At 64.3% G+C, this 23,950-nt stretch carries 27 protein-coding genes; 12 read left to right on the top strand and 15 right to left on the bottom strand.

Annotated elements, in window-relative coordinates:
* Window positions 1-94: 94 nt before the first annotated feature.
* The gene (locus QA645_RS21080) at window positions 95-592 is read right to left on the bottom strand and encodes a hypothetical protein (RefSeq protein WP_283052778.1); all 498 of its coding nucleotides are present in this window, start codon (window positions 590-592) and stop codon (window positions 95-97) included.
* 94 nt (window positions 593-686) lie between these two features.
* Here QA645_RS21080 and QA645_RS21075 point away from each other — a divergent pair, with 94 nt between their 5' ends.
* From QA645_RS21075 to QA645_RS21065, 3 genes are all read left to right on the top strand, one after another.
* Window positions 687-1,055 (top strand): hypothetical protein, encoded by a 369-nt coding sequence (locus tag QA645_RS21075; RefSeq protein WP_283052776.1) that lies wholly within the window; start codon window positions 687-689, stop codon window positions 1,053-1,055.
* Window positions 1,056-1,147: 92 nt separating this feature from the next.
* Window positions 1,148-1,663, top strand: coding sequence for a DUF3828 domain-containing protein (locus tag QA645_RS21070; protein ID WP_283052774.1), 516 nt, complete (start codon window positions 1,148-1,150; stop codon window positions 1,661-1,663).
* 11 nt (window positions 1,664-1,674) lie between these two features.
* Entirely contained in the window at window positions 1,675-1,950 is a 276-nt protein-coding gene (locus QA645_RS21065; protein ID WP_254131656.1) for a GNAT family N-acetyltransferase, read from the top strand.
* 49 nt (window positions 1,951-1,999) lie between these two features.
* Here the strand turns inward: QA645_RS21065 and QA645_RS21060 are convergent, their stop codons facing one another.
* Both QA645_RS21060 and QA645_RS21055 read right to left on the bottom strand, forming a co-directional pair.
* Complete coding sequence (locus QA645_RS21060) at window positions 2,000-2,398, bottom strand: SPW repeat protein (protein ID WP_254193848.1); 399 nt, start codon at window positions 2,396-2,398, stop codon at window positions 2,000-2,002.
* A gap of 173 nt (window positions 2,399-2,571) precedes the next feature.
* Window positions 2,572-3,504, bottom strand: a complete 933-nt coding sequence (locus QA645_RS21055) for a tetratricopeptide repeat protein (protein WP_283052770.1) — start codon at window positions 3,502-3,504, stop codon at window positions 2,572-2,574.
* 104 nt (window positions 3,505-3,608) lie between these two features.
* Between QA645_RS21055 and QA645_RS21050 the strand changes: the two genes are divergently transcribed.
* Window positions 3,609-3,884 (top strand): GNAT family N-acetyltransferase, encoded by a 276-nt coding sequence (locus tag QA645_RS21050; RefSeq protein WP_283053281.1) that lies wholly within the window; start codon window positions 3,609-3,611, stop codon window positions 3,882-3,884.
* Window positions 3,885-3,950: 66 nt separating this feature from the next.
* On the opposite strand, the gene QA645_RS21045 is transcribed toward QA645_RS21050, so the two are convergent.
* Window positions 3,951-4,364, bottom strand: a complete 414-nt coding sequence (locus QA645_RS21045; RefSeq protein ID WP_283052769.1) for a DUF3597 domain-containing protein — start codon at window positions 4,362-4,364, stop codon at window positions 3,951-3,953.
* Between the two features lie 331 nt (window positions 4,365-4,695).
* Here QA645_RS21045 and QA645_RS21040 point away from each other — a divergent pair, with 331 nt between their 5' ends.
* Both QA645_RS21040 and QA645_RS21035 read left to right on the top strand, forming a co-directional pair.
* A complete protein-coding gene (locus QA645_RS21040; protein ID WP_283052767.1) occupies window positions 4,696-5,598 on the top strand; it encodes a DUF2189 domain-containing protein in 903 nt (300 codons plus the stop codon).
* Between the two features lie 147 nt (window positions 5,599-5,745).
* Window positions 5,746-6,570: a lytic murein transglycosylase gene (locus QA645_RS21035; RefSeq protein WP_283052765.1), complete on the top strand. Its 825-nt coding sequence runs from the start codon at window positions 5,746-5,748 to the stop codon at window positions 6,568-6,570.
* A gap of 81 nt (window positions 6,571-6,651) precedes the next feature.
* On the opposite strand, the gene QA645_RS21030 is transcribed toward QA645_RS21035, so the two are convergent.
* The gene (locus tag QA645_RS21030; protein WP_254131661.1) at window positions 6,652-6,978 is read right to left on the bottom strand and encodes a hypothetical protein; all 327 of its coding nucleotides are present in this window, start codon (window positions 6,976-6,978) and stop codon (window positions 6,652-6,654) included.
* A 634-nt stretch (window positions 6,979-7,612) separates the two neighbouring features.
* Between QA645_RS21030 and QA645_RS21025 the strand changes: the two genes are divergently transcribed.
* From QA645_RS21025 to QA645_RS21010, 4 genes are all read left to right on the top strand, one after another.
* Window positions 7,613-7,765: a DUF1127 domain-containing protein gene (locus QA645_RS21025; RefSeq protein WP_007590701.1), complete on the top strand. Its 153-nt coding sequence runs from the start codon at window positions 7,613-7,615 to the stop codon at window positions 7,763-7,765.
* A 126-nt stretch (window positions 7,766-7,891) separates the two neighbouring features.
* The gene (trmFO, locus tag QA645_RS21020) at window positions 7,892-9,319 is read left to right on the top strand and encodes a methylenetetrahydrofolate--tRNA-(uracil(54)-C(5))-methyltransferase (FADH(2)-oxidizing) TrmFO (RefSeq protein WP_254193851.1); all 1,428 of its coding nucleotides are present in this window, start codon (window positions 7,892-7,894) and stop codon (window positions 9,317-9,319) included.
* Window positions 9,320-9,326: 7 nt separating this feature from the next.
* Window positions 9,327-10,421: a serine/threonine protein kinase gene (locus tag QA645_RS21015; protein WP_254193852.1), complete on the top strand. Its 1,095-nt coding sequence runs from the start codon at window positions 9,327-9,329 to the stop codon at window positions 10,419-10,421.
* A gap of 76 nt (window positions 10,422-10,497) precedes the next feature.
* Window positions 10,498-11,085, top strand: coding sequence for a CAP domain-containing protein (locus QA645_RS21010; protein ID WP_283053278.1), 588 nt, complete (start codon window positions 10,498-10,500; stop codon window positions 11,083-11,085).
* Window positions 11,086-11,125: 40 nt separating this feature from the next.
* On the opposite strand, the gene QA645_RS21005 is transcribed toward QA645_RS21010, so the two are convergent.
* The 4 genes from QA645_RS21005 to QA645_RS20990 form a co-directional block, all read right to left on the bottom strand.
* A complete protein-coding gene (locus QA645_RS21005) occupies window positions 11,126-12,457 on the bottom strand; it encodes an MFS transporter (RefSeq protein ID WP_254131664.1) in 1,332 nt (443 codons plus the stop codon).
* A gap of 41 nt (window positions 12,458-12,498) precedes the next feature.
* The gene (locus QA645_RS21000) at window positions 12,499-13,437 is read right to left on the bottom strand and encodes a hydroxymethylglutaryl-CoA lyase (RefSeq protein ID WP_283052763.1); all 939 of its coding nucleotides are present in this window, start codon (window positions 13,435-13,437) and stop codon (window positions 12,499-12,501) included.
* Window positions 13,434-14,627, bottom strand: coding sequence for a CaiB/BaiF CoA-transferase family protein (locus tag QA645_RS20995; protein WP_283052761.1), 1,194 nt, complete (start codon window positions 14,625-14,627; stop codon window positions 13,434-13,436). The genes QA645_RS21000 and QA645_RS20995 overlap by 4 nt, the downstream gene beginning before the upstream one ends.
* Window positions 14,628-14,741: 114 nt before the next feature.
* Window positions 14,742-15,701 (bottom strand): LysR family transcriptional regulator, encoded by a 960-nt coding sequence (locus tag QA645_RS20990; RefSeq protein ID WP_283052760.1) that lies wholly within the window; start codon window positions 15,699-15,701, stop codon window positions 14,742-14,744.
* Window positions 15,702-15,902: 201 nt separating this feature from the next.
* On the opposite strand from QA645_RS20990, the gene QA645_RS20985 reads away from it, so the two are divergent.
* Window positions 15,903-17,081 carry an aminotransferase class V-fold PLP-dependent enzyme gene (locus tag QA645_RS20985; protein WP_283052758.1) on the top strand — a complete coding sequence of 393 codons (1,179 nt, stop codon included), beginning with the start codon at window positions 15,903-15,905 and terminating at the stop codon, window positions 17,079-17,081.
* Window positions 17,082-17,087: 6 nt separating this feature from the next.
* On the opposite strand, the gene QA645_RS20980 is transcribed toward QA645_RS20985, so the two are convergent.
* The 6 genes from QA645_RS20980 to yajC are packed head-to-tail and all read right to left on the bottom strand — an operon-like array spanning window position 17,088 to window position 22,728.
* On the bottom strand, window positions 17,088-18,332 hold the full coding sequence (locus QA645_RS20980) for a threonine ammonia-lyase (RefSeq protein ID WP_254131669.1): 1,245 nt from the start codon (window positions 18,330-18,332) through the stop codon (window positions 17,088-17,090).
* Window positions 18,333-18,377: 45 nt separating this feature from the next.
* The gene (locus QA645_RS20975) at window positions 18,378-19,241 is read right to left on the bottom strand and encodes a phytoene/squalene synthase family protein (protein ID WP_283052756.1); all 864 of its coding nucleotides are present in this window, start codon (window positions 19,239-19,241) and stop codon (window positions 18,378-18,380) included.
* The gene (locus tag QA645_RS20970; protein ID WP_091885494.1) at window positions 19,238-19,621 is read right to left on the bottom strand and encodes an MTH938/NDUFAF3 family protein; all 384 of its coding nucleotides are present in this window, start codon (window positions 19,619-19,621) and stop codon (window positions 19,238-19,240) included. Before QA645_RS20970 ends, QA645_RS20975 begins: the two co-directional genes overlap by 4 nt.
* A gap of 60 nt (window positions 19,622-19,681) precedes the next feature.
* Window positions 19,682-20,701 carry a protein translocase subunit SecF gene (secF, locus tag QA645_RS20965; protein WP_283052751.1) on the bottom strand — a complete coding sequence of 340 codons (1,020 nt, stop codon included), beginning with the start codon at window positions 20,699-20,701 and terminating at the stop codon, window positions 19,682-19,684.
* A gap of 10 nt (window positions 20,702-20,711) precedes the next feature.
* The gene (secD, locus tag QA645_RS20960) at window positions 20,712-22,310 is read right to left on the bottom strand and encodes a protein translocase subunit SecD (protein ID WP_254131672.1); all 1,599 of its coding nucleotides are present in this window, start codon (window positions 22,308-22,310) and stop codon (window positions 20,712-20,714) included.
* Window positions 22,311-22,359: 49 nt separating this feature from the next.
* Window positions 22,360-22,728, bottom strand: coding sequence for a preprotein translocase subunit YajC (yajC, locus tag QA645_RS20955; protein ID WP_148753779.1), 369 nt, complete (start codon window positions 22,726-22,728; stop codon window positions 22,360-22,362).
* Window positions 22,729-22,909: 181 nt separating this feature from the next.
* Between yajC and QA645_RS20950 the strand changes: the two genes are divergently transcribed.
* A complete protein-coding gene (locus QA645_RS20950) occupies window positions 22,910-23,902 on the top strand; it encodes an ATP-binding protein (protein WP_283052750.1) in 993 nt (330 codons plus the stop codon).
* The last annotated feature ends 48 nt before the right edge of the window (window positions 23,903-23,950 follow it).

Genomic DNA, 23,950 nt, shown 5'->3' with positions numbered 1-23,950 from the left:
TTCGACGGCAGACGGCACGCAAGCCGCCCGCTCATTGGAGCCCATTTATCGTCATCGAGAGCGGCGTAGCAAGACCGCCGGCCGGGCACCAGCCCTACGGTTTCCTGAACTCGAACGGCGTCGCCGTAATCGCCTTTTCCTTGACACAGGCCTGCACACCGAAGCCGCCGCAATAGCTGCCGTGCAGGTCGAAGCGGATGACGCGCGCCGCACCTCGCTTCATCGCGGGTGCCACGATGCTGTAGCTGCGGACGTCGCCGTCGAACACGGCGCGCACGCTGCCGTCCGGCCGCGTCACCAGGATGTCCAGCACGCAACCGCCGGTTCCGCAATAGGTGCTCTCGCGCTCGCCACACTTGGTGTCGCGGAAATCGACGATGTAATCGTCGCGGCCGTCGCCGGTCAGGTCGACCTGACGCACCGTGTCCGGCGCGAAGGTCACCGCGCCGCCGCCCTGGCTGTCGCATTCCTCATTGGCGTAACGCAGCGCTTTCTGCACGGCAGGCGGATAGTCGGCGGGATTGAACGGCTTTGCCTCATCGGCACGTGCGGCGGCCGTGAGCATCGTGAGCAGAACGATCAGATATCGCATGCGCGTTGGTCGCGGGCGCAGCCGCAATCGTTCAGGGAATTTTAAACATGATCGGCGCAACCTGCATCAGTCCTTGCGTACAGAGTGCCCCGTCATGGTCAAAGCGCCCGCCTTCCTGCTGTTGTCGTTGGCGCTCGCCGGATGCGCGGTGTCCCCGCAAGCCCATCTCGCCTCCGATCCAGCCTTCAGACCGGCGCGCTATGCCTGGGATGGCGCTGGCGCAGATCCGAACCAGCCGCGTACCACCGCCCAGCCATCGCGGGCAACACGCACGGCCGCCGCATCCGAGCGCGCCAGCTCGCAAACCGGGCTCCAGCCTTATTCGAAGGAGTGGTGGCAGGCTCAGGACGGCATCGAGGCCGAGCAGGACGCCAAGGTCAATCGCTCGCTCGTCATCTGCCAGGGCTGCCTCCCCGCCAGGCCTCAGCCGGAAGATTCGCGCCTCGCCAAGGCGGCGGATTGAACCGAACCGCGCGTCCTTCGGTCTACTGAGATACCGCGCTGACTGGGCCATTCCGGCCTATGGTCGCGTGCCGTTTATCTCAGGGACAATCCATGCTCACCCGCCGCAGCCTTATCGCCGCCTCCCTCTTCGCCGCCGCCACGCCAGCCTTCGCTCAGGCGCCCGCCGCCAGCGATCCCGCCTCCATCCTGACTGCGATCTACACCCGCGCCGCCAAGGGCAAGGGCGATGGCGGCGCCGCCTTCGTCACCGAGAACAAGGCCGCGAAGGCAAAATATTTCTCCAAGGCTCTGGTTGCGTTGTGGGCCAAGGCGGATGCCCATACGCCGAAGGGCGATGTCGGGCCGATCGATTTCGATCCCGTCACCAATTCGCAGGAACCCGACGTAAAATCGTTCAAGGTTGACGCGGAGAAGACGGAGGCCGACAAGGCGACGCTCGCGGTGACCATCACCGGCCACCGCAACGACCGTAAACCCGCCGACCAGATCGTGCGTTACGACTTTGTGCGCGAGGCCAACAGCTGGAAGATCGACGACATCAGGGGCTCGTCCGACGGCGAGGCCTGGTCGATCCGCAAGATGCTGACGGACGCGCTGAAGAGCTGACTGGAGACATCATGAGCGACGTCATCAACAACAAGGCCCATCACCGTTACGAGCTCGAGGTGGAGGGCCACCTCGCGACCGAGCATTACAAGCTCGACGGCAATGTCATTACCTTCGAGCACACCGACGTGCCGAAAGAGCTCGGTGGCAAGGGCGTCGGCTCAAAGCTGGTGCAAGGCGCGCTCGACCAGGTCCGCGCGGCCGGCTTGAAGCTGGTCCCGGAATGCCCGTTCGTGAAGGCGTGGATCGAGAAGCATCCGGAGTATGCGGATCTGGTGAAGAGATAACCAGGCTCAGGCCCGCCGACCGCGCAGCGGGCCTGCCGAAATCCAAGACCTACTGCCCGTGCTTGAGCATATCCTGGTCACTCAGATCCCAGTCCTGCCACAGCTGGAGCACGCCGAGGATCACCGCCACCGCGCCGAGACTCGTATGGTAAATCCGGAGAAAACCTTCGCCGGAATAGCCAAGCATCAAGGGCGAGACGATGAGCCACAGCCCGACCAGGATCGTCGCGACCTCCTGCCAGCGCCGCAACGCGACATATTCGAGCTGACTGAGGCCAAATATGACGAGGCCGATCGCGACCGTGTGCAGGACCACCATCTCGTTTCCAATGATTCCCGCGCGATCCTGGACGGGAAACCACGGCGACGCGACAACCAGCGCGCCGAGCAGCATCCCACACCAGTCTTCCCATGTTCGATGAGTATTCAAAAAACCAAAGTCCGACATCGTAACCTCCTACAAAAGAGGCATACGTCGGCGGCTGGCGATCATGACACTCCGAATGTCTAGCAACCCTGCCGGCCGCATTCGGGCGTATGTCCTGTAACAAGACGTGGGGAACCGGCGCACAATTGCAAGACGGACCAACGTTTTGATCGGTGAGGCAATCGAACGCCCGCTTACAACGCCCCAAGCTTCTGCAGTGCATCATGCGCCGTCTGCAGGCCCGGCTTCAGCTCCATCGCCTTGCGGAAATGGGCAATCGCGCCCTGCTTGTCGCCGAGCCGCATCCTGGCCTGGCCGCGATTATTCCAGGAGAACACGTCAGCGGGATCGTATTGCAGGGCCTTGTCGTAGTCAGCGAGGCCGCCCTTGTTGTCGCCTTGGTAGAGCCTGATCATGCCGCGATTACGCCAGCCACGGGCATCCGTCGGCGCGACGCGGATCGCCTCGCCATAATCGGCGGCGGCGCGGTCAAGCTGCTCGCTGTCGCGATAGACGTTGCCGCGGTCGATATAGGCGAGCAGATCGGGCGCGAGCTTGATCCGCGTGGTGTAGTCGGCGAGCGCGTGGACCAGGTCGTGCCTGCGGGCATAGACGTAGCCGCGATTGGCATAGGCCATGGCGTAGTTGGGGTCGCGCTTGATCGCGGCGTCGAAATCGGCAATGGCGCCGTCGAGATCGCCCTTGTTGAAACGGGACTCGCCGCGATTGCTGTAGGCCATCGCCAGCGATGGATCGAGCGTGATCGCCTGGTCGTAATCGGCAATGGCGCGATCATAATCGCGTTTGAAGCCGTAGACGCGGCCCCGATTGTTGAAGGCGCAGGCGTAGGTCGGATCGAGCTTGACCGCCTCGTCGAGGTCGGACAGCGCGGCATCGAGCTCGCGCCTCTCGGTCAAGCCATGCCCGCGATTGCAGTAGGCGCCGGCGAGCCTCCGGCCAGTCTCGCTCCTGGCATCGATCACGGTCGAACACGCCTTCACCCGCTCATCCGGGGTGCTCGTCAGCCCGACACAGGCCTCCCAGGCCGGACCGCCCTCGGCTGCCTGGACCGGCGCCGTCGAGACGAGTACGGCGAGGAAGGCCATGAGAGCGAGCAGGACACGCATTTTGCAGATATCTCCCCTGCAGCGACCTCGCTTGGTCGCGCCTTGGCAAGGCTGGGTTCAGGCGCCTAGATCAGGGCATGAGCATCGCTTCGGAAGGATCAGGCATGGCGGCATCGGTACGCGACAACAAGGACAGGAGCCGCTTCGAGCTCGATGTCGGCGGCGAGTTGGCCTTCGCCAATTACCGGCTGACGCCGTCGGCAGTCATCATCACCCACACCGAGACGCCGCATGCGCTGCGCGGCCGCGGCATTGCGTCCGAGCTGATCAAGGGCGCGCTCGATCTGATCCGCCACGACGGCAGGAAGGTCATCGCGGGCTGCGGCTTCGTCGTCGACTATCTCGACAAGCATCCGGAGGATGCGGATCTCGTAGCCTGAACGCAAAAGGGCCCGCGAGATCGCGGGCCCTTTTTTGGTTGCTTGGCGTCGACCGATGCGCCTCGGTCAGTGTTTGATTTCGGGCGGCAGCTTGCCGCCATTGGCAGCGAGCTTGGACATCACCTGCTTGTGCAGCCAGACGTTCATGCTGGCGGAGTCGTTCATGTCGCCGGTATAGCCGAGCTCCTTGGCGAGATCCTTACGTGCGGCAAGGCTCGAATCGATGTCGAGCGCCTTCATCAGATCGACGATCGAAGTCCGCCATTCCAGTTTCTCTTTCTGGGCAGCCACCAGCTTGTCGACGATGGCAGCAACGTCCACGGTCGCTGCGGGCGCGGCGGAGGGTGCAGCGCCCGGCGCGGTGGAAGGCGCCGATGCGGTCCCTGCCGGCGCGCTGCCCGCGGGTGCGCCGCCGGCGGGCGCAGCGGAAGCCGGATGGCTGCCGAAAATTGCGCCCATGATTTTCCCGAAAATGCTCATGTCTGCTCCCCGAAAAGGATCCGTTGGAAGGCCCTGAGTGGGCACTTATAGACGAAGTTACGTCGTTGCGCCCGCGAAGTTCCGCGAACCACAAACAGCATGAGCTTATCTGCGGCGAAATGACGACCGGATGACGTCATCGCGGTTGCACTGCGGCAACGAATCTCACCCAAGCGTGAGGGACAGGACTCGGAAATGGGCGTACGCTTTCCGTTCAGCTCGCGATGCCACCCGGAATTCGCGTCTGGTTGGACTCGCAAAACTCAGAAAGCGGCCGCTTGCGCCGTTGTCGGCGCCGAATTCGGCTGCGCGGCAAGGGAGCAAGTCGACCATGGCCACACTCTACCAGGGCAATGTCCCCACGATGGGCCAGACCGCAGAGGCGGCTGGACCGGTGATCCGAACCATCCAACTTTCCGACTTGCACGACGCGCTCAAGCGCGGCTGGGAAGATTTCAAGGCGGTTCCGAGCCACGCCATCATCCTCTGCGTGATCTATCCGGTGCTCGGCCTCGTGATCGCGCGCGTCGCGATGGGCTATTCCGTGATCCCGCTGCTGTTTCCGCTGGCCGCAGGCTTCGCCCTGATCGGCCCGTTCGCAGCACTCGGCCTCTATGAGCTCTCGAGCCGTCGCGAGCGATATGAAGAAGCCAGCGCCTGGGATGCCATGGACGTGCTGCGCTCGCCTTCCTTCGGCGCCATGCTCGGCCTCGGCACACTGCTGCTCGCGCTGTTCGTGACCTGGGTCGCGACTGCGCAGGCGATCTATGTTGCTGCATTCGGCTATGAAGGCGTCAGCGGAACGTCGGATTTCGTGACGCGCGTGCTGACGACATCTCAGGGCTGGTGGCTGATCGTGATCGGCTGCGGCACGGGCTTCCTGTTTGCGCTCGCTGCGCTCTGCATCAGCGCCGTCTCATTCCCCCTGATGCTCGATCGCCATGCCGGCGCGCTGGAGGCGATGGTCACCTCGCTACGCGTCGTCGCCAAGAACCCGGTGCCGATGGCGGCCTGGGGCCTGATCGTGGCGGTGCTGCTGGCGCTCGGAACGATCCCCGCGTTCCTCGGACTCGCCGTCGTCATCCCCCTGCTCGGCCACGCGACCTGGCATCTCTACCGCAAGGTCATCGTCTCCGAGCCCGGTGCACGGCCGGTGCCGCCTCCGCCGCAGCGCCCGCGCAAGCCGGCGGCAGACTTCCCCGCCAACCTCTTCCCCTGGCGGAATAGGGAATAGGGCCAGAGCCTGACGATCTTGTTACAACCGATCCCGCCCCGGACGCCCCGGGCGGGGTCGGTTGATGTCATACGCCTTGCTTTGGCCGCTGTTACAACCGAGATTGCCGCCGCCGGTCATGTCACTTCACGGAATCAATTTACTCGAATGACCCTGACGATTTCTCGTCTCGCTCTCGCAGCCCTCGCCCTCTCCGCGTCAATCCTGTCAGCCGAACCGGCGCTCTCCGCGGTCGCCTGCGGTTCGGGCAATTTCGACGCCTGGCTCGCCGACTTCAAAACCGAGGCCGTGGCCAAGGGCATCGCGCAACAGGCGGTCGCCGCCGGGCTTGCCGGCGTCACGCTCGACCAGAGCGTGCTCAACCGCGACAAATCGCAAAAGGTCTTCACCCAGACTTTCGAGGAGTTTTCCGGCCGCATGGTGCCGCCGCGGATGACGCGCGGCTCCAACATGATGAAGCAGTACGGCTCGGTGCTGTCGCGCATCGAGCAGACCTATGGCGTGCCAGGCGAGGTGCTGGTTGCGATCTGGGGGCTCGAGACCGATTTCGGCGTCAACACCGGCAAGTTCGCGACGATCCGCTCGCTGGCGACGCTGGCCTATGATTGCCGTCGCGCCGAGCAATTTCGCGGCGAGTTGATGGATGCCCTGCGTATCGTCCAGCGCGGCGATCTTGCACCCGCCGACATGAAGGGCGCCTGGGCCGGCGAGCTCGGTCAGACCCAGTTCATGCCGTCGTCCTGGATGAAATACGCCGTCGATTTCGACGGCAACGGCAAGCGCGACCTGCTGCACAACGCACCCGACGTGCTGGCCTCCACGGCGAACTATCTTGCGGGCTATGGCTGGCAGAAGGGCAAGGACTGGCAGCCGGGCAGCCCGAACTTCGCGGTCCTCCAGCAATGGAACAAGAGCGAGGTCTATTCGAAGACGGTGGCTTATTTTGCCACCCAGCTCGCCCACGCGCCTTAAGGCACACCGCTCGGGTACAAAACGCGTAGGGCCGATCGCCTCGCGACCGGCCCTCTCTTGGGTGTGCGTTTACCTACCCGTTTACTTGCCCATGGTGGCTTGCATCGCCTTGTTCAGGTGCGCACCGCACACACCCATTTTGCCATTGAGCAGCGCGTCCTGCGCAGCCGTGATCTCCTTCTCGGCGACGAACTTGCTGTCGCCGTCGGGCATGCCCTCGATCGCTGTCTCCGTCTTCTCCAGGTTGGCTCCGCTGCAGCCACCCATGCTGTGCTTGGCAGCCTGGGCCGGCGCGACGGCGAATGCGACGGCGGCAATTGCGATAACCCCGAGTAACTTCGTCATGATGTTACTTTCCTTCTCTTGCTCTTGGGACAGACCCAGCGACATTGCCGGAATCTGCAACATGACTTTGCTGCCGACGCGGCAACTTGCCGCAATAAATTCCCCGCGAGAATTGCGTGATGTTGCGCGCCGCGCAGAGCCGCATGCGAAATTTCTGATTTTCATTACAACTTTGTAATCCGGGTCTGCACGCACGACGTGTGTGCACTGCATCAACGAGGGAAGGGCTCCCGCCTCCAGCCGATCGGCGAGGCCAGTTTCCTGCAGATCCCGTCCCGCTGAACTCCCCAGAAGCGTCGCGGCGACCCTCCAGATCAACAGCGCCTTCAAAGTTATAGTGAACAAATATTCATTACTATAAATCGTCGATTCATGCGATTCGCGCATGAGAGACTTGGGCTTAGAAGCTGGCGCATCGTCTTGCAGGTCACGGAAACGCTACCTATTTCCAGCAGCATCGGAACCGCATGGTTTGCTATAAACCCGTGATTTCACGGTATTTTATTGCATCTGGCCGCTCCTTCCGCCTAGCAGTTGGGCTGGTGTGCCGACAGGTTAATCGTCCCTTACCTCCGCCATGCGCTCACCGCTTAGCTGCATCGCAACATCGGAACTTTCGCACTGCACTACTCTCACCTATATTCATTTCAACGATGACGCCCGGGCAAGGGTTGAATCGAACTACAGGAGACTACCAATGCTGCTCTCGCTCATCCGCATGATCCAGGCTTTCCGGGATTATCAGCGCAACGTTGCCGAGCTGTCCCAGCTCAGCGATCGCGAACTGGCCGACATCGGCCTCGATCGCTCGGACATCCCGCGCGTTGCCGCCGGCCAGTATCAGGGCTGATATCGTTCAGCCCTTCACCGGACGAACCGATAACGCCCGCCTCGTGCGGGCGCTGTCGTTTTCAGCGGCAGAAAACTCGATCTCTGCGATTCCACTGGCCGCCGAAAAGCGCTACCTGTCCGCCCCATGACAGGACCCCAATCCAATATCGTGCACGTGATCGGCGCTGGCCTTGCCGGTTCCGAAGCCGCCTGGCAGGTGGCGAAATCAGGCGTGCCCGTGGTGCTGCACGAGATGCGGCCCGACCGCATGACCGAGGCACACCGCACCGACGGGCTCGCTGAGCTCGTCTGCTCCAACTCATTCCGCTCGGACGACGCCGCCAACAACGCGGTCGGCCTGCTCCATGCGGAGATGCGCCGGCTCGACTCGCTGATCATGCGCGCGGCCGACGCCAACCAGGTGCCCGCCGGCGGCGCGCTCGCCGTCGACCGCGACGGCTTCTCGGCCGCCGTTACCAAGGCGCTGAACGACCATCCCCTGATCGAGATCGCCCGCGGCGAGATCAAAGGCCTGCCGCCGGCCGACTGGAGCAACGTCATCGTTGCCACCGGCCCCCTCACCTCCGCGCCGCTGGCCGATGCCATCCGCGAGCTGACCGACGAGAACGCGCTCGCCTTTTTCGATGCGATTGCGCCGATCGTGCATCGCGAATCCATCGACATGTCGGTGGCCTGGTTCCAGTCGCGCTACGACAAGGTCGGCCCCGGCGGCAACGGGGCGGATTACATCAACTGCCCCATGAACAAGGAGCAGTATGACGGCTTCGTCGCCGCGCTGATCGCAGGCGAGAAGACCGAGTTCAAGGAGTGGGAAACCAACACGCCCTATTTCGACGGCTGCCTGCCGATCGAGGTGATGGCGGAACGCGGCCCCGAGACCTTGCGCCACGGCCCGATGAAGCCGGTCGGCCTCACCAATCCGCACGATCCCACCACCAAGTCCTACGCCATTGTGCAGCTTCGCCAGGACAACAAGCTCGGCACGCTCTACAACATCGTCGGTTTCCAGACGAAGCTGAAATACGGCGAGCAGCAGCGCATTTTCCGCACCATTCCGGGGCTAGAGAAAGCCGAATTCGCACGTCTCGGCGGCCTGCATCGCAACACCTTCCTCAACTCGCCAAAGCTGCTCGACAGCCAGTTGCGCCTGCGCGCGCAGCCGCGGCTGCGTTTTGCCGGCCAGATGACGGGCTGTGAGGGTTATGTGGAGTCTGCCAGCGTTGGCCTGATCGCCGGCCTCTATGCGGCAGCCGACGCGCGCGGCGAGACACTGGCGAGCCCGCCGGGCACGACGGCGCTCGGATCCCTGCTCGGCCATATCACCGGCGGCCACATCGAGACCATCGAGCCGGGCACGCGCTCCTTCCAGCCGATGAACATCAATTTCGGTCTGTTTCCACCGCTCGCAACCGCGCCGACGAAGAAACCTGACGGCACGCGCCTGCGCGGCAACGAGAAGACGGTGGCCAAGAAGCAGGCAATGAGCGCATTGGCGCTCGCCGATCTCGATCGCTGGATCGCCGATCATTTGCGCATTGCCGCAGCCGCGTGAGTTTTCGATGAGTCTCCCGAAAGACGACGCCGCGGTGCTCTCGGCGCGCTGGACCGAGGGCGTGCTGCTCAAACGTGACGTGTTCTCGACCGTCGAGCGCGGCCGTTTTCGCGGCGACAGCGGCGAGGTCGATGCCGTGCTGCGCCGCCTCGACGAGGTGCCGTGGTGGTCGTTCCTGGTCGCTCGACATCTGTTTGCGCGCGAGAAGCACGCGCTCGCCCTGGCAAAGGGCCTCAATGTCGGCCCTGAATTGCTCTGGGCCGGCCGTCGCGCGCTTGTGCGCGGCTTCGTCGACGGCGTCGCGCTGCATCTGGCAAAACCCCATGGCGACCTCGCCTATTTCCGTTCAGCCAAGGCCGCGCTGCGGAGGCTGCGCCGCGCCGGCATCTGCCACAACGATCTCGCCAAGGAGCAGAACTGGCTGGTCGGCCGCGATGGACGCGCCTATGTCACCGACTTCCAACTCGCAGCCTGCTTCAACCGGCGCGGCCGCCTCTATCGCATCCTCGCCTACGAAGATCTCCGACATCTGCTCAAGCACAAGCGCTCCTACGCGCCCGAGGCGCTGACGCCGCGCGAGCGAAAGATCCTGGCCAAGAAATCCTTCGCCGCGAGCCTGTGGCTTGCCACCGGAAAGAAGGTCTATCGCGCCATCACCCGCGGCCTGTTCAACTTCACCGACCGCGAAGGCGGCGGCCGCCGTCTCGTCAACGACGCGCCGGTGCTGGCCGCGTTGATCCGGCAAAACCCCGCCGTGCGCGATACCGCCATCGTCGCCTTCGCCGACCGCCGCTCGGGCGTCGGGCTCTATGCCTTCGTGGAAGCTGATCAGACCGCGCTCGAAGGCGAGCTCCGCAACGAGCTCACGGCTGCCAAGGGTCCGAAGCCGCCGGAACACATCCAGGTCGTGCACGCGTTGCCGCGTGACACCAGCGGCAAGCCGCGCACCGAGATCCTGCAACTGGTCGCCATGAACCAGCTCGACCTGATCGAGCCGATGATGAAGAACGACCAGGACCGCGCCTTCCTCAAGGACATCCTGGAGCAGCGCAAGAACCTGCGCGATCGCTTCAACTTCGAGGCGGACCTGCCCACCAGTTAGATGACTGGATGGGCGGCGCCTTGAAGCGTCCACAATGCCGGTGGAGAAGCCGGGGATTGCACTGACTCGGGGAACGATGACGAGCTGGGGGACCATAAGGCGCCGCGCGGCCCTGCTGATCGCAGGGCTCGTGCTGCTGGCAACCACGCCTGGCATGGCCGCAGAGTCCCCTGCTGAACAGATCTCCGGCTTTCGGGCGAAGCATGGTGAGGGCCGCGTCGTACGCGACACAACCCTCGACCGCATTGCCATGGACCAGGCCCGTGCGATGGCGGCGAAGGATGATCTCAGCCACGACGCCCTCGGCCCGTTCAACAGGCGCGTCGCGCCATCCGGCGCAGGCCGCGCCGCCGAGAACATCGCCTACGGCTACGACAACTTTGAGAAGACGCTGGGACAGTGGATCGACTCGTCCGGTCACCGCAAGAATCTGCTGCTGCACAACGCCTCCCGCGTCGGGATCGCGAGCGCCAAGAACGCCAGCGGCAAGCGCACCTATTGGGCGATGGTGATCGCCGGCGATTACGAGCCCAAGCCGGGCAAGGGCAACGGTAAGGGCAAGAAGGACAGCGAGCCGCTGGTGGCCGTGAAACGCGAGGTCACGCCCGCCAGCAAGCCCAAAGCCAGCAACTGCCACGTCAAGCTGCTCGGCCTCTGCATCTGAGGCGAGACCGTTTCAGCCCGACGCAGCAACGGGCACGGCCCTACCGCGTCGGTTCCGCCAAATCCCTGGCTTTCAGGTCGCGCGGCAGCACGGTCAGCAACAGCACGGCACACAGCACACACAGTCCGCCGATGACGTAGAGCGCTGGGGTCGTGCTGCCGGTCATATCCTTGACCGAGCCGACCATGACCGGGCTGACGATACCGCCGACCTGCCCGAGCGTGTTGATGAGTGCGATCCCGCTCGCCGCGCCCGCGCCGGTAAGGATTTTTGGTGGCAGGGTCCAGAATGTCGGAATGGCCGCGACCACGCCAGCGCCGAGGATCGCAAGCGCGCCAACCAGCGTGACGACGTTCCGATCGAAGGCGCCGGACGCGAAGAAGCCCACCCCCGCAGCCAGAACCAAGCCGGCGACGAATTTTGGCCGCTCGCCTGAGGCATCCGACAGGCGCCCGACGACGATCATGCAGATGGCCCCGCAGATATAGGGCACGGCGGTCAGGAAGCCGATCGCGGCCGCGCTGCCGCCGCCAGCTGCCTTGATCAGGTCGGGCGCCCAGAAATTGAGGCCGTAGGATGCGATCTGGATCAGGAAGTAGATGAACCCGAGCAGCAGCACGCCGGGCATGAGCAGCGATCGCCACGCCGAATGCTCGCCGATCTCGCTCTTCTGACGGTCGAGTTGGACCGAGATCAGGCGGCGCTCGTCGTCGCTCAGCCACTCGGCCTGTTCGATGCCGTCGTCCAAACGCAGCAGCACGACGAAGCCAAGCGCGACGCACGGAATGCCGCCGGCCAGGAACAGCCATTGCCAGCCGGCAAGGCCATGCAGCCCGTTCAGGTAATTGAGGATGAGGCCGGAGATCGGCGCGCCGATGATCCCCGAGAATGCGGTGGCGAGAAAGAACACGGACGTCATGCGACCGCGGTGTGATTTTGGAAACCAGAGCGTCAGATAATAGAGAATGCCCGGAGCAAATCCCGCCTCCATGGCGCCGATCACGAAGCGCAGCGCATAAAACTGCCATTCACTGTGGACGAAGACCATGGCGGCCGTCGCCAGCCCCCAGGAAATCATGATGCGGGCAATCCAGCGCCGCGCGCCGAAGCGATAGAGCAGCATGTTGCTCGGCACTTCCAGCAGGACATAGCCGACGACGAACAGGCTGGCGCCGAAACCATAAGCCGTGTTGCTCAGGCCAAGATCGGCTTGCAGGGCGGCCTTGGCGAAGCTGATGTTGACGCGGTCGAAGAACGCGAAGAAGTAGCAGATGATGATCAGCGGCATCAGCCGCAATGCGATCTTCTTGATGACTTGCTGTTCAGTAATTCCCGTATCGAGGTCGGCGGTGGCCGCCGTAGCGATTGTCATGGTTTCCTCCAGTATGTTTTTGAAATTTTGAGTGCGATCGCTCAGCCGGAGTGTCGCAAACGTTCGGGTATGGGATGCAGGTCGAGGGGACGGCCGGCCTTTGCGACCTGCCCCGGCACCTCATGTCCCACCAGCCCGGGCAATCCGAACGAGAGATCGATGAGGCGCTGCAGGTCGAGACCGGTCCGCAAGCCGATCTCGTGGCAGAGGTTGACGAGGTCTTCGGTACAGACATTGCCGGTAGCGCCGGGCGCAAACGGACATCCGCCGAGGCCGCCCAGCGCGGCGTCAAAGCGGCGCGCGCCGGTGTCATAGGCCGCGAGGACATTGACCAGTCCGAGACCGCGCGTGTTGTGGAAGTGAAGCGTCAGCTTGCCCGCAGGGACCAGCAGCAAGACCTCGGCCACCAGCTGCGAGACCTGGTTGGGATTGGCCATGCCCGTGGTGTCGGCGAGCGTGATGCCGTCGACGTCGAGATCCAGATAGCGTTTGACGATATCGAGCACCCTTTCGAAGGGCTGCGCTCCTTCGAACGGACAGCCGAACGCAGTCGCAACGGTGGCATTGATCAGGGCGCCCGCATGAGCCGGTTTCACGATCTCGGCAAGCGAGGCCAGCGACTGCCCGGGCGTCATGTTCATGTTGGCGCGATTGTGCGTCTCGCTCGCCGACATCACAAAATTGAGCTCGTCGGCACGCGCCGCCAGCGCCAACTCGGCGCCCTTCCGGTTCGGGATCAACGCCGTGTAGATCGTGCCGGGACGCCGTTCGATTCCGGCAAACACCTCCGCAGCATCGCGCAGCGACGGGACGGCCGCGGACGAAACGAACGAGGAAACTTCAATGCGGCTGAATCCGATTGCAGAGAGCGAATTGATCAGCCGGATCTTTTCGCTGGTCTCGACCCATTTCGCTTCGATCTGCAGGCCGTCGCGCGGGGCGACTTCCTGGATCATGATATCCGCAGGCGTCACCGTCATTGCACCGCTCCGCTGCGGCGCAGCTGGGCGATATCGCCTGCCTGCAAGCCAAGGCTAGCGAGCACCTCGTCGGTGTGCTGCCCCAGCGTCGGCCCCGGCCATTTCACCGCACCGGGTGTCTCGGAGAGCTTCGGCGAAATGCCCGGCATCTTCACGGTCACGTCGCCCGGCAGTTCGGTCGGCAGGATCATCTCTCGGGCGGCGTAGTGGGGATCGTCGACGATGTCGGCGACCGAATAGATCCGGCCCGCAGGAACATCGGCCGCATCGAGGCGCGCGAGGATCTCGTCCATCGTCTTCGTCGAGGTCCAGGCAGCGATGGCGGAATCGAGCAAGGCGTTGCTGCGAACCCGGCCGTCGTTGCTGGCAAGATCGGGATCGTCGGCCAGGTCCGGTCGGCCGACCACCTGCATCAGGCGCTTGAAGATCGCATCGCTATTGCCAGCGATGACGACGTGACGCCCGTCGGAGCTTGGATATGTATTGGAGGGACTGATACCCGGCAGAGCGCCGCCGGTACGGGTCCTGACATGACCCATGAGGTCGTACTCCGGGACCAGGCTCTCCATCAGATTGAACACGCTTTCATAGAGCGAGACGTCGACGACCTGTCCGCGCCCCTGCCCCGTCTTGACACGCAGCAGCGACATCAGCGCGCCGATCACGCCGTGGAGCGAGGCAAGACTGTCGCCGATGCTGATGCCGACCCGCGCCGGCGGGCTATCCGGATCGCCCGTGGTGAAGCGCAAGCCCCCCATGGCTTCGCCGATCGCTCCGAAGCCGGACCGGTCGCGATAAGGGCCGGTTTGCCCGTAGCCGGAGATGCGCACCAGCGTCAGGTCCGGGTTGAGCTTCGACAGCGCATCCCAGCCGAGGCCGAGCTTCTCGAGGCTGCCCGGCTTGAAATTCTCGATCACGACGTCGGCTTGCGCAGCCAGACGCAGCGCAACGTCGCGCCCCTCAGGCGACTTCAGATCAATTGCGATCGACTTCTTGTTGCGCGATTGCAGATACCACCAGAGCGACGTGCCCTGATGCAACTTGCGCCAAGAGCGCAGGGGATCGCCGCTGCCGGGCTGCTCGATCTTGATGACTTCGGCGCCGAACTCGGCGAACAGCCGCGCGGCAAACGGCGCAGCGATCAATGTTCCGAGCTCGACGACTCGTATTCCGGATAATGGTCCGTCCACGTCTGGCGCTCCTCGATCTTCTTTGATCGTGGTGTCGCCGAGTACGAGGTCCTAAGTCCAATATCCTTTGATGAACACGCGTTCGCGGATGACGAACGACATGAAGGGCCGCAATCAGTGAGGTTTGGTTCCAGGCAATCGCAGATGATCGAGCATCAGCTGGCTCGTCGCCGACAATCCTGCGGGATCCCTTGCCACCAGCACGAGTTCTCGATCGGCCCAGTCGTCACTCAGCTCGACCGCCGCCAGGTTCATGCCGTGACTGAGCACCTCGAACGCACGATCAGGAATGAGGCCGATGCCCATACCGGCCTGCACCATCCGGCACACCGCATCGAAACCGGGCACGTGAACCCGCAACCGGATCGACTTGCCGATCTGCTGCGCCGTGTATTGCGAGCGGAGATAGATCGAACTCGTCGCAAACAGGCCGACATGGTCGTAGTCGAGCGTGTCGGCAAACGAAACGTCTTTTGCCGATGCAAGCGGATGATCCGTGCGCACCACGATGACGAGGCGGTCGCGCCGATAGGAGAACCGCTCCAGCCCGCGCGTCGAAACGTCCGCCGAGCAGATGCCGATTTCGGCCACGCCCTCCTCGACACCGCGAACGACATCGGCGCTGGGACGTTCCTGCAGATCGAGCCGCACCAGCTCGTGCGAGCGAAAGAATCCGGGCAGATCGTCCGGGAGGAACTCGACGATTGACGACAGATTGGCCAGCATTCGCACATGACCGCGCACGCCTCGCGCATGCTCGGCCATATCGACGGCGATCTTCTCGACATTGAGCAAGGTCACGCGCGCATGATGCAGCAGAGACTCGCCGGCGGGTGTCAGCGCCATGCCGGTCGGATGCCGCTCGAACAAGGCGACCTCTAGTACCTCCTCGAGATCATGCATACGCTTGCTGACCGCGGACGGCGCGATCGCTTCGCGCTGCGAGGCGCGCGTCAAATTGCCCTCTTCGCAGATGGCAATGAACAGCCGCAGCGTCGTGAGGTCGATCCGCCGGGTGATGTCGATCTTGGGCGCTCCGCTCGCCGAGCGCGACGATTGCGTTCTCTCTTGCATGATCGGTTTTCCGATCCGGGAGGATATAGCGTTCGCAGTCGCCGGATTTCTCAAATTCCTGTCCGAAAGTCGGCCGGATTGGAATGGGATACCAAGACGAGGCGACAATTCGCGATTTTGTTCCAGGCGGTACACGAGCTTGCTCGTACCCGCCATCGCGCCTAATTCATAGGCCGGGATGGCAGAGGCGGAGACAAGCACGTGATCGACATCGACCGAATACGAGCCGACACACCGGCAGCCTCCCGGCTCGCCTATCTCCACAACGCGGGCGCAGCGCTGATGCCGGCGCCGGTTGTTGCGGCGATGAAGCAACATATCGATCTCGAAAGCGAGATCGGAGGCTATGCGGCAGCCGACCGCGAGGCGCGCCGGCTTGATGCGGTCTACGGCTCGGTCGCGCGCCTGATGAATGCCGCGCCGGACGAAATCGCCCTCGTGGAGAACGCGACGGTCGCCTGGCAGATGGCGTTCTACGCGCTTCCGTTTGGCAAGGGCGACCGCATCTTGACCGCAGAGGCCGAATACGCCGCCAACTATGTCGCATTCCTCCAGGTCGCCAGGCGCACGGGCGCGGTCATCGACGTGGTGCCGAGCGATGCCAGCGGCGAGCTCGACATCGAGGCGCTCGAACGCATGATCGACGCGCGCGTGAAACTCATTGCCATCACCTGGGTCCCGACCAATGGCGGGCTGGTCAATCCAGCGGCCGCCGTCGGGACCATCGCGCGGGCGCACGGCATCCCCTATCTGCTCGACGCCTGCCAGGCGGTCGGGCAGATGGAGGTCGACGTCGAGGCCATCGGCTGCGACATGCTGTCCGCAACCGGGCGCAAATTCCTTCGCGGTCCGCGTGGCACCGGCTTTCTCTACGTCCGCCGCGCGCTATTGCAGCACCTCGAGCCGCCGATGATTGATCACTTCGCCGCGCCCTGGATCTCGCGGGACGCTTATCGACTGCGCGACGATGCCCGCCGGTTCGAGACCTGGGAGAACAATTACGCGGCAAGGCTTGGCCTCGGCGCGGCCGTCGACTACGCCCTCGCGATCGGCCTCGGCCGGATCGAGCAGCGCTGCCGCTGGCTTGCGGGCCGTCTGCGTAGCGGTCTCGCGTCCGTGCGCGGCGTCACGCTTCGCGACCTCGGACGCAGCCCCAGCGCCATCGTCAGCTTCACGATGGAGGGGCGTGAGGCGGATGCAATCGTCCGCGGCGCCGCCGCGGCCGGCATCACGATCGGCGCCTCGGATCCGTCGAGCACCCGCATCGATGCCGAAGTCCGCGCGCTGCCGGTGGTCGTGCGGGCGTCCCCGCATTACTACAACACGGAAGCCGAGATCGATCGGTTGATCGCCCACCTCGCGGGTCTGGCGCCGCGATAGCGGCGCTCAGGTACAGCGCGCGCTCAGCCCGGATGCGCCGAGCTTGGCCATGACCTCGTCGAGATGCGCGCTGTCGCGGGTCTCGATGACGAGTTGCAGCAGCGTCGCCTTGGCCGGAAGGTCGGAGAAGGTCCGCTGGTGCGAGACCTCGATGATGTTGGCGCCGGCTTCCGCCAGCAGTGCGGCGACCGCCGCCAACTGGCCCGGCCTGTCGGGAATATCGAGCGAGAGCTGGGTCAGCCGTCCCTCGCGCGCGAGTTCGCGCGTCAGCACCGAGGCGATCAGCCTGGTGTCGATGTTGCCGCCGCTCAGGACCAGACCAACCTTCTCGCCGGCGAAGCGCGTGGGATCAGACATGATCGCCGCAAGGCCCGCAGCGCCGGCGCCCTCGACGACCGTCTTCTCGATCGAAATCAGGGTTGCGACCGCGCGCTCGAGCTCGGCTTCGTTGACGAGCGCAATGTCGTCGACCAGGGCGCGGACGATTTCAGTGGTGATTTTGCCCGGCGATTTGACTGCGATGCCTTCGGCAAGCGTATCGCCCCGCGCCGGCAGATTGCCACCATGGACGGCATTGTACATCGAGGGATAGAGCCAGGCCTCGACACCCAGGATCCGCAGCGACGGCTTGATCGATTTCGCCGCAATGGCGATGCCGCTGATCAGGCCACCGCCGCCGATCGGGACGACCAATGTGTCGAGCTCCGGCACCGCCTTGAGCATCTCAAGCCCCACCGTGCCCTGCCCCGCAATGACCAGGGGGTCGTCGTAGGGGTGGACGAAGATCATGCCGCGGGCCTCGCCGTGGCTGCGTGCGAACGTAGCCGCCTCCTCCAGCGTCGCGCCGGTGACGACCACCTCTGCGCCGTGATGCCTGGTGTTCTCGACCTTCACCATCGGCGTGCCCACCGGCATGACGATCGTGGCGGGAATGCCGAGCCGCTTGGCATGATAGGCCACGCCCTGCGCGTGGTTGCCCGCCGACATGGCGACGACGCCGCGCGCACGCTCCTCCGGCGTCAGCGCCGTGAGCCGGTTCAGCGCCCCACGCTCCTTGAACGATGAGGTGAACTGGAGGTTCTCGAATTTGAGCCAGAGGTCGCAGCCGCAGATGTTGCTGAGCGTCCGGCTGTAGCTGCAGGGAGTCTCGACGACGGCGCCGCGGATCGTCTCGGCAGCAGCTTGAATGTCACGAGCTGCGACCGGAAGGCCGCTCAGATCGGGGATTGCGGTTTGGGACAATTCAGCCATGGGACAGCATAGAGCATTCGGCCGCCTCGGGCGATAAGCCAACCGCTATTTGGTAAATTCCCGGGATCGTGAAGCCCGCCACAGCGTCCAAAGCGTGCGCAACCGCGACACCGGCTGCGGCGCGAAGGGATTGCGCCCCGGCCGCACCAGGCGATCGAGATCAGCCCGCGCCTGGCCTAGCGGCAGGAACGCTGCCCGCGCCGACGGCGCCACCTGCGCCAGCAGCGATGAGGCCGTCGCCAGATGCCGCCGGGCTTCGCCGATGAGCTGGTCCAGCACGGCATTCAGATGGGACGTCTGTTTGCCGGCGAACACATCCTCGATGACACAGCCATGGCCGGTCAGGAATTGCTGCGGCAGGAACAATTGTCGATGGGCCGAGTCCCGCGGCAGGTTCGCGATCACCTGCACGATGCCCTGCGCCAGCCCGGCATGCCGCGCGAGGTGCTCGCTCGCATCCGAAGCCTCGCCCATGATCCGCGCCGCGAGCGCGAACAAGGCCGAAGAGGTCGCCGCCAGATAGCCTTCCAGCGCCGTCATGGTCGGCATCGGATCGTTGTAGAGATCGAACTGGTGCTCGTCGACGAGCAGCGACAACGGCTCGACCGGCAGGTCAAAGTCCCGGATCGCACGCAGCAGCTCGGCCGCCACCGGATTGCCCTCGGCGCTGCCGTGAACGAGGCCCGAGAACAGATCGGTCCACCATTGAAAGCGGATTTCGCCGGGCAAGGGCTGGCTCACCTGGTCGCGGACCCGGACGATCTCGACATTGAAGGCGTAGAGCGCCAGCAGCGCCCGACGTTCGGCGGCTGGCGCGAAGAGGGTCGCGGCATAGCGCGGAAAGTCATGGCTGCGCACGAGGTCGGCGCAGAACGTCATGGTGTCGGGCGGCGTCGCAGCGCTGCTCATGGCACGGCAATCAGCGCAGCCGCAACGCGGCGCCGTTCGCCGATCATGATGTTGTAGGTGCGCACCGCCGGCCCGGTTTGCATGGTGTCCAGCACCACCCTCACCGCCTTCAGCGCCTGGCGCAGCTCCGGCGGCGGCAGCCAGACGCCGGTTCCGGTCCCGACCAGAAGCGTGTCGATGCTGTTGGCGGCCGTGAACACCCGATCCAGCGAATAGCGATCGATCTTGGTGGGATCCGTCACGTCCCAGGCCCAGATGGCGTCAGGCAGGCACAGCAGCGAGCCCCGGTGCGACATGCCCGCAAAGGCGAAACCGCCCTTGCCATAGGCCTCGATCGGCGCCGAGCGCGGGAAATGGGGAGCGTTGGGGTCGCCGGCCATGAGCTTCGTCCGAATGAGCCTATTGCCCTCGCAAACTCATGCGAGGGCACACGGTTCGGATCATGCCTTGTTTTTCTTCGCCGGCGGAGCCTCTTCCTTCGCATCTTCACGATGCTCGCCGACGCCGAGATAGATCAGAATCGGCGCTGCGATGAAGATCGAGGTGTAGGTGCCGACCAGCACCACGCCGAACATCATGACGGCCGTGAAGCTGTGGATGGCATGACCGCCGAACAGCAGCAGCGCGAGCAACGCCAAGGTTACCGTGAAGTGCGTGATGATCGAGCGCGACAGCGTCGAGTTGATGGACTCGTTCAACAGCTGCGGCATCGGCATCTTCTTGTAGCGCCGCAGCATTTCACGGATACGGTCATAGATGACGACGGTATCGTTGAGCGAGTAGCCGAGAATCGTCAGGAGCGCCGCGATGCTGGTCAGGTCGAAATCGACCTGGCTGATCGACATGAAGCCGATGGTCAGCACGATGTCGTGCACGTTGGCGATCATTGCACCGAGCGCGAACTGCCATTCGAACCGGAACCAGAGATAGACCAGGATCGAGACGATCGCGAGCATCAGACCGAGCATGCCGAACGCCAGCAGCTCGCCGGAGACGCGTGGCCCGACAACTTCGACGCGGCGATATTCGACGGTATCGCCGAGCGCGCCACGGACCTTTTGCACGGCCTCCTGCTGGGCGGCATCGCCGCCCGGCTGCTCCGCGACGCGGATCAGGACGTTCTCGGGACCGCCAAACTGCTGCAACTGGACTTCGCCGAGACGCAGGGCATCCAGCGTCGTGCGCATCGCCGCGATGTCGGCGGTACCCGACTTCGCCTTGACCTCCAGCAGCGTGCCGCCGCGGAAATCGATGCCGAAATTCAGGCCATGGGTGAAGAACAACGTGATAGCGAGAATCGACAACGCGGCCGAGATCGGGAAGCTGATGCGGCGGAAGCGCGTGAAATCGAAATGCGTATCGTCGGGGACGATGCGCAGCGACGGCAGCCAGCCGAACACCGAGACCACGGTAAGGACGGCGATCAGGATGCCGAGCCCGATGAGAACGTAGTGAGTCACGATCAGGCTCCTAGATCGGCACGTTCTGCGGCCGCTTCCACCGCACCCACCAGGCCACGATCAGCCGGGTCAGCGTGAAGGCGGTGAACACCGTGGTGATGATGCCGATGCCGAGCGTCACGGCGAAGCCGCGCACCGGGCCGGTGCCGATGTAGAACAGCACCGCAGCGGCGATGAAGGTGGTGATGTTGGAATCGAGGATGGTCGCAAGCGCCCGCTTGAAGCCGGCGTCGATCGCCGAAATCGCGTTGCGGCCGCCGCGCAGCTCTTCGCGGATGCGCTCGTAGATCAGCACGTTGCTATCGACCGCGATGCCGACGGTGAGCACGATGCCGGCGATGCCGGGCAGCGTCAGCGTGGCATTGAGCAGCGACAACAGGCCGAAGATCATGGCGACATTGACGGCCACCGCGATGTTGGCGAACACGCCGAACAGCCGGTAGGTCAACAGCATGAACACGATGACCATGATCGAGCCGACATAGGCCGCAAGCTCGCCCTTCTCGATCGAATCCTGGCCGAGGCCCGGACCAACCGTGCGTTCCTCGACCACCGTGAGCGGCGCCGGCAGCGCGCCGGCACGCATCAGGATCGCAAGATCGTTGGCGGACTGGACCGTGAAGTTGCCCGAAATCTGCCCCTGTCCGCCCGTGATGGGCTCGCGGATGACCGGTGCCGAGATCACCTCGTTGTCGAGCACGATCGCGAACGGCAGCCCTACGTTCTCCTGCGTGGCCTGCGCGAATTTGCGCGCCCCGGTGGAGTTGAAGCGGAAGGAGACGATCGGCTCGTTGGTGCGCTGGTCAAATCCGGGCTGGGCATCGGTAAGCTCGGCGCCAGAGACCAGCACCTGCTTCTTGACGACGTACGGCACCTTCGGCGAGCTCTGGCTCATCAGGAGCTCGGAGTCCGGCGGCACGCCACCGCGCTGCGCCTGATCCGCCGGCACCGAGGTGTCGACCATGCGGAATTCCATCTTCGCGGTCTTGCCGAGCAGCTCTTTCAGATGCGTCGGATCCTGAAGACCCGGGACCTGAACCAGGATGCGGTCGGTGCCCTGACGCTGGATCACCGGCTCGACGGTGCCGAGCTCGTTGACGCGGCGTTCGACGATCTGGATCGACTGCTCGATGGTCTTGCGCATGCGCTCGACCATGGCAGGCTGCGACAGTGCGAGGCGGATCAAGCCGCCGCCGGCATCAGAGATGTCGAGGTCACGCTGAGCGCTCGACCCGAGCAGGCCGCCGATCGGCTGTGAGAGTTCACGCAGCTTGGTCAGCGCAGCCTGGAGGTCGGTATCCTTGACCCGGACCTCGACGGCGTCGCCGCGGGTCACGAGGCCGGTATAGCCGATCTTGGCCTCACGCAGCGAGCGGCGGACGTCGTCGCGCACCTGATCGAGCTTTTCCTTCTTGACGTAGTTGGCATCGACCTCGAGCAGCAGATAGGAGCCGCCCTGAAGGTCGAGGCCGAGCACCAGCCGGCGCTGTGCCCAGGCGGGCCACGTCTTGACCTGCGCCTCGGGGAAGAAGTTCGGGACCGCGCAGAGGCACACGATCAGCGCCGTCAGGATGATCCCGAGCGCCCTCCACCGCGTGAAATACAACATCGACTGGACCTGTCAGATCAGGAGATTTGAGAGACTCGCGGGAAAGCGTTCACTTCGCCGCGGCGTCGTCCTTGGCGCTTTCCTTCGCGCTGTCCTTGGCCGGCTCGCCCTTGGCGCGGACGCCCGAGATCATCGACCGCATCTGGCGCACGCGCACGCCGTCGGAAATCTCGAACTCGATCTGGTCGTCATCGACCACCTTGGTGACCTTGCCGACCAGGCCGCCCGAGGTCACGACGGTGTCGCCGCGGCGAATGTTCTTCACGAGCTCGGCGTGGTCTTTCACTTTCTTCTGCTGGGGACGCAGAATCAGGAAGTACATGATCACGAAGATCAGGGCGAACGGCAGCAGCGACATCAACATGCTGTTGGTGTCACCGGCGCCCGCAGCCTGGGCATACGCAGGGGTAATGAACATTCGGACGATCCTCGTGGAAACGGGGGAAAACCGGTCAGGCCCTCAAGGGCGACCGGTTCGGTCAAATTCGCGCGGACTATAGCGGCCATTGCCCCAATTGCAACGCTGCCAGACCGTCGATTTGGCCACCTTGCGGCGCGCCGTCAGGCCCGATAAGGCTGCATTCTCAGGAACTTCGGACATGCCCAAAAAACCAAGCAAAAGCCCGGCCGGCAAAGGCCCCCGTACCCCTGCCACGAAGCCCGCCCAGGTCGCGGCAAAACGCCCCAAGGCGGTCTCAAAGGCGGCTTCCAAGGCTACCCAGGACCTTTCCCAGGAGCGCATCGTCCTCGCGCTGGAGACCATCGCAGCGCACCTCGCCGCCCAGGGCAAGCCGGCCGTCGAGCGCGAATCGTTCGAGCGGGCGGACGCCTATGTCTGGCACCCCGACGGCCGCCTTGCTGCGGTGCCGCGGGTCAGCCGCGTCGAGCTGTTCCTGCTCAAGGGCGTCGACCGGATGCGCGACATCCTGATGGAGAACACCGAGCGGTTCGCCAACGGACTGCCGGCCAACAACGCCCTGCTCTGGGGCGCGCGCGGCATGGGCAAGTCGTCGCTGGTGAAGGCGGCCCACGCCAGCATCAACGCCGACCGCAAGCCCGCCGACAAGCTCAAGCTGATCGAGATCCACCGCGAGGACATCGAAACGCTGCCGATGCTGATGGAAAAGCTCCGCGACGCCAGCTTCCACTTCATCGTGTTCATCGACGACCTTTCCTTCGACGGCAATGACGCGTCGTACAAGTCGCTCAAGGCCGTGCTCGAAGGCGGCATCGAGGGCCGGCCCGAGAACGTCATCCTCTACGCCACCTCCAACCGCCGCCATCTGCTCGCGCGCGACATGATCGAGAACGAACGCTCGACCGCGATCAATCCCGGCGAAGCCGTCGAAGAGAAAGTCTCGCTGTCGGATCGCTTCGGCCTGTGGCTCGGCTTCCACCGCTGCAGCCAGGACGAATACCTCGCCATGGTGCGCGGCTATTGCAGCCATTTCGGCATCAAAGTCGACGATGAAGCGCTGGAGCGCGAGGCACTGGAATGGTCGACGACGCGCGGCTCGCGCTCGGGCCGCGTCGCCTGGCAGTTCGTGCAGGAGCTGGCGGGACGGCTCGGCGTGAGGCTGACGGCGAAGTAGTCGAGGCTGCCGCCGCGCTTCTCGCGACTGGAAAAGAAATCGCCCGCA

It is taken from the genome of Bradyrhizobium sp. CIAT3101, assembly GCF_029714945.1.
Taxonomy (GTDB): Bacteria; Pseudomonadota; Alphaproteobacteria; order Rhizobiales; family Xanthobacteraceae; genus Bradyrhizobium.
The sequence above is the reverse complement of the archived record's forward strand: the minus strand, read 5'-3'. Positions and strand labels throughout refer to the sequence as shown.

Coding starts and splice junctions, on each gene's coding strand:
- QA645_RS21060 (WP_254193848.1), bottom strand. CDS start 2,398: ATGTCGGACTTTGGTTTTTTGAATACTCATCGAACATGGGAAGACTGG.
- QA645_RS21055 (WP_283052770.1), bottom strand. CDS start 3,504: ATGCGTGTCCTGCTCGCTCTCATGGCCTTCCTCGCCGTACTCGTCTCG.
- QA645_RS21000 (WP_283052763.1), bottom strand. CDS start 13,437: ATGACGGTGACGCCTGCGGATATCATGATCCAGGAAGTCGCCCCGCGC.
- QA645_RS21070 (WP_283052774.1), top strand. CDS start 1,148: ATGCTCACCCGCCGCAGCCTTATCGCCGCCTCCCTCTTCGCCGCCGCC.
- QA645_RS21035 (WP_283052765.1), top strand. CDS start 5,746: ATGACCCTGACGATTTCTCGTCTCGCTCTCGCAGCCCTCGCCCTCTCC.
- yajC (WP_148753779.1), bottom strand. CDS start 22,728: ATGTTCATTACCCCTGCGTATGCCCAGGCTGCGGGCGCCGGTGACACC.
- secD (WP_254131672.1), bottom strand. CDS start 22,310: ATGTTGTATTTCACGCGGTGGAGGGCGCTCGGGATCATCCTGACGGCG.
- QA645_RS21050 (WP_283053281.1), top strand. CDS start 3,609: ATGGCGGCATCGGTACGCGACAACAAGGACAGGAGCCGCTTCGAGCTC.
- QA645_RS21030 (WP_254131661.1), bottom strand. CDS start 6,978: ATGTTGCAGATTCCGGCAATGTCGCTGGGTCTGTCCCAAGAGCAAGAG.
- QA645_RS20980 (WP_254131669.1), bottom strand. CDS start 18,332: ATGGCTGAATTGTCCCAAACCGCAATCCCCGATCTGAGCGGCCTTCCG.
- QA645_RS21075 (WP_283052776.1), top strand. CDS start 687: ATGGTCAAAGCGCCCGCCTTCCTGCTGTTGTCGTTGGCGCTCGCCGGA.
- QA645_RS20970 (WP_091885494.1), bottom strand. CDS start 19,621: ATGGCCGGCGACCCCAACGCTCCCCATTTCCCGCGCTCGGCGCCGATC.
- QA645_RS21045 (WP_283052769.1), bottom strand. CDS start 4,364: ATGAGCATTTTCGGGAAAATCATGGGCGCAATTTTCGGCAGCCATCCG.
- QA645_RS21025 (WP_007590701.1), top strand. CDS start 7,613: ATGCTGCTCTCGCTCATCCGCATGATCCAGGCTTTCCGGGATTATCAG.
- QA645_RS21010 (WP_283053278.1), top strand. CDS start 10,498: ATGACGAGCTGGGGGACCATAAGGCGCCGCGCGGCCCTGCTGATCGCA.
- QA645_RS20975 (WP_283052756.1), bottom strand. CDS start 19,241: ATGAGCAGCGCTGCGACGCCGCCCGACACCATGACGTTCTGCGCCGAC.
- trmFO (WP_254193851.1), top strand. CDS start 7,892: ATGACAGGACCCCAATCCAATATCGTGCACGTGATCGGCGCTGGCCTT.
- QA645_RS21005 (WP_254131664.1), bottom strand. CDS start 12,457: ATGACAATCGCTACGGCGGCCACCGCCGACCTCGATACGGGAATTACT.
- QA645_RS20990 (WP_283052760.1), bottom strand. CDS start 15,701: ATGCAAGAGAGAACGCAATCGTCGCGCTCGGCGAGCGGAGCGCCCAAG.
- QA645_RS20950 (WP_283052750.1), top strand. CDS start 22,910: ATGCCCAAAAAACCAAGCAAAAGCCCGGCCGGCAAAGGCCCCCGTACC.
- QA645_RS21015 (WP_254193852.1), top strand. CDS start 9,327: ATGAGTCTCCCGAAAGACGACGCCGCGGTGCTCTCGGCGCGCTGGACC.
- QA645_RS21080 (WP_283052778.1), bottom strand. CDS start 592: ATGCGATATCTGATCGTTCTGCTCACGATGCTCACGGCCGCCGCACGT.
- QA645_RS21040 (WP_283052767.1), top strand. CDS start 4,696: ATGGCCACACTCTACCAGGGCAATGTCCCCACGATGGGCCAGACCGCA.
- QA645_RS21065 (WP_254131656.1), top strand. CDS start 1,675: ATGAGCGACGTCATCAACAACAAGGCCCATCACCGTTACGAGCTCGAG.